The following is a 9,025-nucleotide window of genomic DNA, read 5'->3' on the forward strand; positions in this document are numbered from 1 at the left end:
CGTGGTGCGCGACGTGCAGATCAACGGCGAGATCAGCTTCACGCGCCCGCTGACGCACGCGTACCCGCTCGCCAACCCCGGTGATCCCGCCTCGGGCAGTTTCGTTTCCAGCGCGCTGGTGGCCGGCGACCTGTTCGCCCGCGTCAGTCTGGTGTTCGATCAGGCGACCTGGAGCGGCGCTTGGGTCGACGCGCTGTCGGGCAGCTCGGCGACCGCGACCTTCAACAACACGCAATACCCGATCCGCGTCACCAATCGCGGCGCGGTCACCGAACGCTGGATCGTGCGCTTCACCAACAGCACCGCCTTCGAAGTGATCGGCGAGAACGTCGGCGTGATCGCCACCGGCAACACCAGCACCGATTGCGCCCCCAACAACCCGGCGACCGGCGTGCCGTACTTCCATCTTCCCGCCCTCGGGTGGGGCAACGGCTGGGCCACCGGCAACGTGCTGCGCTTCAACACCATCGGGGCGCAGTTCCCAGTGTGGGTGGTGCGCACCGTGCAGCAGGGGCCGGAATCCGTGCCCGACGACAACTTCACGCTGCTGATTCGCGGCGACGTGGACACCCCTTGATTCCCGAAACCTTCCCACAGGAATTCGTATGACCGACCTCACCGTCAAGTACTTCAGTAGTGGCATGGCGGGCGCGCCGCAGATCGCCAACAACTGGGGCGATCTGGTGACGATGCTCGATGCATGCCTCGTCAACGGCTTCGCCCTGAAGGCCATCGACTCGCTGACCTTCGCCAATGGGGTTGCGACGGCGACGATCACCTCCGGGCACGCTTACCTGCGCGATCAGGTGGTGTTGATCGCGGGGGCCGATCAGCCCGAGTACAACGGCTTGTTCCGCGTGCTCGCGACCACCACGACCACGTTCACCTACGCGGTGACCGGCACGCCCGTGTCTCCCGCGACGACCGCCACCAGCCTTTCCGCCAAGGTCGCCCCGTTGGGCTGGGAGAAGCCCTTCGCCAGCACGAACAAGGCAGCCTACCGCAGCAAGAACCCGGCTTCGCCGCAGAACCTCCTACTGATCGACGACGGCCTCAAGACGCCGAACTACACGACGGGCTGGGCCAAATGGGCCAACGTCGGCATCGTCGAGGATCTGTCGGACATCGACACCGTCGTCGGCGCGCAGGCTCCCTACGACCCGAATAGCCCGACGCAGAACTGGAAGCAGGTCACCGCGAATCAGTGGGGCTGGTACAAGTGGTACCACGCGCGGCAGACCGGCTACGACACTTACGGCGACAACGGCGGCGGCAATCGCAACTGGGTGCTGGTGGGCGATGACCGGCTGTTCTATCTCTTCGTCACCAATGCCGCCGGGTACGGCTGGTACGGGCGCAACAGCTACTGCTTCGGCGACATCACGAGCTTCAAGCCGGGCGACAACTACGCCACGGTGCTCTGCGCCGACGACCTGTACTGGAGTTTGAACAACCAATACATCAGCTACCCCGGCCAGTACAACGCCTATGGCCTGGTCTCCTCGCTCGACTTCACCGGCAAGGTGCTGCTGCGCAATCACACCCAGCTCGGCAACCCGGTGCGCTGGGCAACCACCTCGCTGAACACGAACAACGGCCAGCAGATCTGCGGGCGCGGGTCGATGCCGTTCCCGAACGGAGCGGACTACAGCCTGTGGCTGCTGCCGACCTACGTGCGTCAGGAGGACGGCCATATGCGTGGCCTGATGCCGGGAATGCTGTGGATGCCTCAAGACCGTCCGTACAGCGACCAGACCATCGTCGACAACGTGGTCGGGCAGGCCGGCAAGCGGTTCCTGCTGGTCAGGACGCAGTACAGCTCGGAAACCGAGGGGGCGCAGATCGCATTTGACATCACCGGGCCGTGGAGGTGAGGCGTGGGCTACCCGCTCAACGACACCTTCGCCACGGCACCGGCGAACGGCTACACCACGGTGCTCGGCAGCATGTCCGCCAGCTACAACGGCGCGCAGCAGGCCATCGACATCTCTGCACCCAATGGACAGTCGATCCTGCGTTTCAATGAAACGGCACACGGCGATTTCTGGTTCGAGGCCGATGTCGAGTTGCTGACCGACCCGAGCGCCCGCAAGCACATCGGCCTGTGGATGACGACGGGCAATGGAGCCGAAGGCTTCCGGTTCGCGCATCTCGATGGCGCGTGGACCGTTTCGCGCTGGAACAGCGGCTTTGGCGACGGGGCGGCGGTGACGGGCGGCGTCAACGATGGCGCGAAGCCTATTGCCGGGATGCCCGACGCGGCCCCGGCCTTCAACGTCGGTCAGCGGATGATCCTGCGCTGCGAAGTCATCGTCGGCGCGTTCGATGCGAATGGGGTGCCGTGGGCGCGCCTGATCCAGTTCAAGGCCGGCGGCGTGCTGATGTTCCAGGTCGGGGATGCGGCCTACCGGGGTAAGCTGATTCCGGGCGTGTTCCTGTACGGGGCCACGGCGCGCGTTCACGCCATCGCAGGCGACACGCCTTCCGGTCTGCCCGCGTTTCCCGCGACCGTGGGCGTGAACACCGACTACGAGCTGGTGCGGCTGGCTGGTGGTTCGACCTCGGTGTTGCCCGATCCCGCTGCCGACATCGGCGTCAACGCCCACGTCGACCTGATCCGCCGCAACAGCCCATCGAGCGAGTTGTGGAGCCGGGATGGCGGCTACGACTGGCGCTTGCGCACGTTTCCCAGTGCGCGCAAGGACATTCACTTCAGCGGTCACGGCGTGATCGCCGGAACAGTGAAAGAGAAGGGCCAGCCCGACCAACCGCTGGTGCGACGGGTGCAGCTCATCAGCGAGAACGCCCGCGTCCTGGTCGCCGAGACCTGGTCTGATGCCAGCGGCAACTACCGATTCGAGCTGCTGGACCCGGCGCAGCGATACACCGTGGTCAGCTACGACTACAAGCAGATGTACCGCGCCGTGATCGCGGACAACCTCAAGCCGGGACCGATGCCATGACCGTCGCCATCACTGTCGAGCACAACGAGGCGCGGCTTGCGGGCACGCTCGCGTTCCTCGATGCGGGGAGCAATCCGGCGCGTCTGCGCATCTACGGCGGGGCGCGCCCTGCCACGCCGTCCACGACGCCGAGCAGTGCGATGTTGGTCGAGATCAAGCTGACCAAGCCCGCCGGCACGATCTCGGGCGGGTTGCTGACGCTCACGCAGCAGGAGGACGGGCTGATCACGGCCACGGGCGTGGCCACCTGGGCGCGGCTGGTGAACGGCAACGAGGTGACCGCCCTGGATCTCGACTGCAGCGGCACCGACGGTAGCGGCGACGTGAAGCTGGCCAGCACCAATCTGTACCTGGGCGGTGATGCTCGGATAGTGTCGGCGATCCTGGGGTAAGCCGTGTCTGCCGTTCCCAACGAGGTGACTCTGGTCGCCGCGTTGCCCGCGCCCGCCGTCACCGTAGTCGTCGGTCCGCCCCTGGTCGATCTGCTCTTCGATCAACCTGCCGCCACCGACGCCAATTTGGTGTTCGGGGCCAACTACATCGCGCCGCGCGACGATGTGACGGTGCAGGCCACACTGCCGCTGCCGGTCGTCACGATCAAGTTCATCCCACCGGCACGGGCCGAGTTGTTAGCCCAGCTCCCGGGCCTGACGGTGCAGTCACTGGTCTTGCGCCCGAGCGTGCCCTTGAATGTGGGGGCTGGTGCTGGCGCAAGCCTGCCCGGCGTGGTCTTCACGGGCGAGGTCAGATACGCGTCGCACACGCAGCGGCCCACAGTCGGCCAGACCGCGCACCACTGGCAAGTGGCGCGGCAGACGGAGGACGGCGCGGATCACGGCCAGCAGGATGCGGCCGCGACGCCCGCAGGCTGGGAGACGTTCTGGAAGCGCACGCTCGCATCGCCACATGGCATCGCGCACCGGTTGCCCCCGATCTTGGCCGCCGCGCCGGAGCAGCGCCGCACGGCTCAGCAGCAGGCCACGCGTCTGATTGATGCGACGTGGTTCGCGCATCAAGATGGGACGCACCTCGAACTGGCCCGCCAGGGTCTGTACCAAAACGCTGTTCCGATGCGGGACGCCACGCGCTTCCGGCATCAGGATGGTGATCGCACCAAGCGCGCCGGTCGAGTCGCTTTCTGGCAAGTCGCGCGGCTGCTCACCCAGCATCAAGGCGCCGACTTCCAGAGCGCCAGCCCTGCGCCGAAAGGTTGGCACGGCAGGTATCAGGAGGCCGTTCCGCCCCCGCCCGGGATCACAGTGTGGATCGTTACCGAACCGCCCGCGCCGCAACCTTGCTACACGCAGAGCGCGCACCTGCTGTTCGCCGCGCTGGCCCCAGCGGACGGCCACTTGCTGTTCCTCTGTGAAAACCATACCGAGCCGCCGCCCGGAGGGGAGCCGGTGGTCGTTCCTGTCCGGAGGGTGTACTTCGTGATCAACAACGTGACGCTGCACCGCCTGCCCGATGGCATGCCGGTGCCGCTGTTCAGTCTCTCGCTGTCGCTCGACGCCGCATCCTGGGCGTGGGGCTTCGATGCGCAACTGCCTGCCAAGGCGGAAACCTTGGTGGCACCCGGCAGCGCCACCGGCCCGGTCGAACTGGTCGCCAGCATCAATGGCACGGCATTCCGCGTCTTGGCTGAGAGCATCAGCCGCGAGCGCATCTTCGGTGACGCGAGCATCCGCATCTCCGGTCGTGGACGCAACGCCGTGCTGGCCGCGCCCTATGCACCGGTAATGACCTTCGGCAACGCCGAGGCACGCACCGCGCGGCAGCTGATGGACGACGTCCTCACGCTCAACGGCATCCCGCTGGGCTGGACGGTCGATTGGGGTCTCACGGACTGGAACGTCCCGGCTGGCGTGTTCGCACGGCAAGGGACGTGGATCGAGGCGCTGACCGCCATCGCCAGTGCGGTCGGGGGCTACCTGATCCCGCATCCCTACGACCAGCGCATCCGCGTGCGCCACCACTATCCGGTTGCCCCTTGGGAATGGACCACCGTCACGCCTGATTTCGTGCTGCCCGTCGATGCCGTTGCCCGCGAATCCTTGCGTTGGTTGGAGAAGCCCACCTACAACCGCGTGTTCGTGTCCGGGCAGGGCGTGGGCGTGCTCGGGCAGGTGACGCGGGCCGGTACCGCCGGAGACGTGCTGGCACCGATGGTCGTCGATGCCCTCATCACCGAGGCCGCCGCCGCACGCCAGCGTGGCATCGCCGTGCTCGCCGACACCGGGCACCAGATCGAAGTCAGCCTGCGCCTGCCGGTGCTCGCCGAGACCGGGATCATCGAGCCGGGGGCGTTCGTCGAGTACCAGGACGGCAGCGTCACCCGGCTGGGCCTCGTGCGCTCGACGCAAATCGAGGCGGGCATGCCCGAGGTCTGGCAGACGCTGGGGGTGCAGGGCTATGCATAACCTCTACGAGCAGTTCCGCCAGCTAATCCCCGACCCGCCGCTGCAGGCGGGCACGGCGATCGACGTCGGCTCCGGCGTGGTCACCGTCGCGTTGCCGGGTGGCGGCCTGATCAAGGCGCGTGGCAACGCGGCCGTCGGCCAGAAAGTGTTCGTGCGCGATGACGTCGTCGAAGGCATCGCGCCCAGTCTGACCCTGGAGATCATCGAAATCTAAAGCACCACCGTTTCACCGATTCACCCCTGAGACCCGCCTCGATGCCGACACATCAGGCGGGTTTCGCATTTGGCTCCGGCATCACGTGGCTGCGCCACATGAGCCTACGCCGCAACTTCGTTGTCTGGAGAAAGCCAATGACCGATCCCGAACAACAACAGCCCGCGCTCGTCGAGAACATGCTGCTCTTGCGCCGCGAAGACTTCGACGAGCTGCTCGACCGCGCCGCCCAACGCGGAGCCGAGCGTTGCCTCGCCCATCTCGGCCTGGAGAACGGCAGTGCCGCCCGCGACATCCGCGAACTGCGCGATCTGCTGGATGCGTGGCGCGATGCCCGGCGCACCGCGTGGCAGACCACCATCAAGGTCGTCACGACCGGCATCCTGGCCGCGCTGCTGGTGGGTGCCGCCATCAAGCTCAAGCTGATGGGAGGCTCCCAATGATCGAGACCTTGCTCGGTGGCCTCCTCGGCGGAGCCTTCCGTCTCGCGCCGGAAATCCTGAAATGGCTCGACCGCAAGGGCGAGCGCGGCCACGAGCTGGCGATGCAGGACAAGGCGCTGGAGTTCGAGAAGCTGCGCGGCGCGCAGCGGATGGCGGAGATCGACGCGAGCGCGGATGCGGCGTGGAACACCGAAGCCATCGAGGCGCTGCGCGAAGCCGTGCGCACGCAGGGAGAGAAAACTGGCGTGTGTTGGGCCGATGCGCTGTCCAGAAGCGTGCGGCCCGTGATCACCTACTGGTTCATGGCGCTGTACTGCGCGGCCAAGACGGCGGCGTTCGCAGCCGCCGTGACTGCCGGCACGGGATGGGGCGTGGCCGTCCTGCACGCGTGGACCGAGGCCGACCAGGCGCTGTGGGCCGGGGTGCTGAACTTCTGGTTCCTGGGGCGCGTGTTTGACCGGGTGCGACCGTGATCGGAGTGCCACAGGCGGCCATCGATCTGGCCAAGCGCTTCGAGGGGTTCCATCGGGTGCCGAGAGCCGATCCCGGCCGCGCGCATCCCTACGTCTGCCCAGCTGGCTACTGGACCATCGGCTACGGCCATCTCTGCGATCCGAATCATCCGCCGATCACGGAGGTCGAGGCGGATCGCTACCTGGCGGACGACTTGAGAATCGCGCTGACCGCCACCCTGCGCTACTGCCCGGTGCTGGCCACCGAACCCGAGAGCAGACTCGCGGCCATCGTAGATTTCACGTTCAACCTTGGCGCAGGGCGGTTGCAGACATCGACGCTGCGACGGCGCGTCAATCAGCGCGACTGGCCCAGCGCCGCAACCGAGTTGCGGCGGTGGGTCTTTGGCGGTGGCAAGGTGCTGCCGGGGCTTGTCACGCGGCGGGAGGCCGAAGCGACTTGCCTGCTCCGCGCCGCCTGATAGGCCGGGTCGACTCGATCAAATCCCCGGTTGCAGCTCCACGCGCACTTCCCGCGTTTTGCCGGCCCGTTCCACCGACAAGACCACCACATCACCGACCTTCCTGTCGTCCAGCCGCGCGAGCAGCTTAGCCACATCGTCCGTCGCCTTGCCATCAACACCGATGATGCGGTCGCCGGGCACGATGCCTTGTGGCGTGACTTCAACACCCGCGAGGCCGGCCTTGTGCGCCGCCGAGCCGGGGGTCACACGCAGCACGAACACGCCCTTGCTTCCAGTCAGCGCCAGCAGGCGCTGATTGAGCTGTTCGTCCACCTCAATGCCCAGCGCCGGACGGATGTACTTACCGGTCTTGATGAGTTGCGGGACTACGCGCATGACGGTGTCCACCGGCACGGCGAAACCAATCCCGGCCGAGGCGCCGGAGGGGCTATAGATCGCCGTGTTGATGCCGATGAGCCTTCCTGCCGAATCGAGCAGCGGCCCACCGGAGTTGCCAGGGTTGATGGCGGCGTCGGTCTGGATCAGGTGATCGATGGCCGGGCCGCCCGCTTCTCCGGGTAACGAGCGGTCGAGCGCGGAGACGATACCGGTGGTGAGCGTCCAGTCCAGGCCGAAGGGGTTGCCAATGGCAAAGACCTTTTGGCCTACCTTGAGGTCGGCGCTGGTGCCCACCGGTACGGCCGGCGGGCGCTTGAAACCGACGCCGATCTTGAGCACGGCTATGTCGTGCTCGGGGCTCGCCCCCACCAGCGCGGCCTGGTAGTCGCGGCCGTCGGCCAGTTTGACGGTGGCTTCGGACGCGCCCTGGATAACGTGGAAGTTGGTCACGACATGGCCGGCGTCATCCCAGATGAAGCCCGAGCCGGTACCGCGGGGCACGGAGAAGACATTGCGCGTCCAGACATCGCGTATCAGCTGTGCGGTGGTGATATACACCACCGAGGCGCGCGACTTTTCGAACAATTCGATGGTGGCTTTCTCGTCCGCCGCCAGATCGCCACGCGCCGTGACGGTGCGTTCTGCCGCCTCGCGCGGACTGAACCAGGCCTCGATGGCAGGCAGGAACTGCCACAGCAGCATGAGCGCGGCAATGCAGGCGGTGATGAAGAGCCAGCGACGGACGAAGTGGTCCGGCGCGGGGCGTTGGTACGGGTCGAGATAGGTCATGAGAAGTCTCCTGTTGATGGGCAATCAGCGCCACAGCCCGCTCGGGCCAGCGCGGCGGACGCGTCGCCAAAGCGGATTCCGGCAAAAAATGGGGCGCGTGGAGTGGCAACGCTGATGCTGGCCCAGGCGCCAACGTCAGCAGGCGTGAGATGCGCTCTTGCGTTGCCGGATGCGTGCGCAACCAGGAGGGCTCGGGATTGCCCCATCCCGGCCACAGCCAGGCACGCCAGGAGCGGCTGACCCGCTCGATTTTCGCCAGCGCAGACGCCAGCCCGTGCGGGTCGCCAGTCAGTTCCGCCGCGAGGCGGTCAGCATCGAACTCACGCACGCGAGACAGGCCGAGCTGTGCGAGCAGGGCCAGCTGGGGCGAGGCGATCAGCAGAAGCAGTCCAGGCCAATTGACCGCCACCGCGCCGGCCAGCAGTGCGGGCAAGCTGAACACAATAGCGATCTGTCCGACCATAGCCAGCAGGCTCGTGAGGCGACTGACGGAATCCGCCAGCCCCATGACACGCAGATCCTCATTGGCGATGTGCGCGATCTCGTGCGCGAGCACACCCGCCAGCTCGCGTGGGCTCAGGCGGCGCAGCAGGCCATCGGTGAGGGCGATCGATGCCTCCTGCTTCGATCCGGTGGCGAAGGCGTTGACGACGGCACTGGGCACGTAGTGCGGCACCGGCGTTGCGGGCAAACCGGCACGGACGGACAGCTCGCGCAACAGGGCCCAAATTTCCGGGGCTTCGTGCGGGTGCAGCGCCCGGGCGCGGTATAGGCGCAAGGTCAAGGCGGATGCGGCTGCCGGTTCCAGCAACAGCGTGCCTGCAACGGCAAACAGCGCGAGCCACAGGCCGCTTTCCCCGAACAGCAGGCTTCCTGCGGTG

Annotated in this window: 9 protein-coding genes and 2 pseudogenes; 9 read left to right on the plus strand and 2 right to left on the minus strand. The window is 66.7% G+C overall.

Features of this window, described 5'->3' with window-relative positions:
• From A6M56_RS11015 to A6M56_RS11055, 9 genes and pseudogenes are all read left to right on the plus strand, one after another.
• Window positions 1-577: pseudogene (locus A6M56_RS11015) on the plus strand (hypothetical protein); the annotation flags it as partial.
• 28 nt (window positions 578-605) lie between these two features.
• Window positions 606-1,874, plus strand: a complete 1,269-nt coding sequence (locus A6M56_RS11020) for a hypothetical protein (RefSeq protein ID WP_102080545.1) — start codon at window positions 606-608, stop codon at window positions 1,872-1,874.
• A gap of 3 nt (window positions 1,875-1,877) precedes the next feature.
• Window positions 1,878-2,963: a hypothetical protein gene (locus A6M56_RS11025; RefSeq protein WP_102080544.1), complete on the plus strand. Its 1,086-nt coding sequence runs from the start codon at window positions 1,878-1,880 to the stop codon at window positions 2,961-2,963.
• Window positions 2,960-3,355 (plus strand): hypothetical protein, encoded by a 396-nt coding sequence (locus A6M56_RS11030; RefSeq protein WP_102080543.1) that lies wholly within the window; start codon window positions 2,960-2,962, stop codon window positions 3,353-3,355. The genes A6M56_RS11025 and A6M56_RS11030 overlap by 4 nt, the downstream gene beginning before the upstream one ends.
• A gap of 3 nt (window positions 3,356-3,358) precedes the next feature.
• Window positions 3,359-5,383: a hypothetical protein gene (locus tag A6M56_RS11035; RefSeq protein ID WP_102080542.1), complete on the plus strand. Its 2,025-nt coding sequence runs from the start codon at window positions 3,359-3,361 to the stop codon at window positions 5,381-5,383.
• Window positions 5,376-5,597, plus strand: a complete 222-nt coding sequence (locus tag A6M56_RS11040) for a hypothetical protein (RefSeq protein WP_102080541.1) — start codon at window positions 5,376-5,378, stop codon at window positions 5,595-5,597. The genes A6M56_RS11035 and A6M56_RS11040 overlap by 8 nt, the downstream gene beginning before the upstream one ends.
• 137 nt (window positions 5,598-5,734) lie before the next feature.
• Window positions 5,735-6,040 (plus strand): DUF6127 family protein, encoded by a 306-nt coding sequence (locus A6M56_RS11045; RefSeq protein WP_102080540.1) that lies wholly within the window; start codon window positions 5,735-5,737, stop codon window positions 6,038-6,040.
• Complete coding sequence (locus A6M56_RS11050; RefSeq protein WP_102080539.1) at window positions 6,037-6,513, plus strand: hypothetical protein; 477 nt, start codon at window positions 6,037-6,039, stop codon at window positions 6,511-6,513. Before A6M56_RS11045 ends, A6M56_RS11050 begins: the two co-directional genes overlap by 4 nt.
• Complete coding sequence (locus A6M56_RS11055) at window positions 6,510-6,974, plus strand: lysozyme (protein WP_102080538.1); 465 nt, start codon at window positions 6,510-6,512, stop codon at window positions 6,972-6,974. Before A6M56_RS11050 ends, A6M56_RS11055 begins: the two co-directional genes overlap by 4 nt.
• A gap of 18 nt (window positions 6,975-6,992) precedes the next feature.
• On the opposite strand, the gene A6M56_RS11060 is transcribed toward A6M56_RS11055, so the two are convergent.
• Window positions 6,993-8,144 (minus strand): S1C family serine protease, encoded by a 1,152-nt coding sequence (locus A6M56_RS11060; RefSeq protein ID WP_102080537.1) that lies wholly within the window; start codon window positions 8,142-8,144, stop codon window positions 6,993-6,995.
• A gap of 24 nt (window positions 8,145-8,168) precedes the next feature.
• Window positions 8,169-9,025, minus strand: a pseudogene (locus tag A6M56_RS11065) (zinc metalloprotease HtpX); the annotation flags it as partial.

Origin of the sequence: Ralstonia sp. RL (assembly GCF_001683835.1) — a bacterium.
In the GTDB taxonomy this organism is placed as follows: Bacteria; Pseudomonadota; Gammaproteobacteria; order Burkholderiales; family Burkholderiaceae; genus Ralstonia; species Ralstonia mannitolilytica.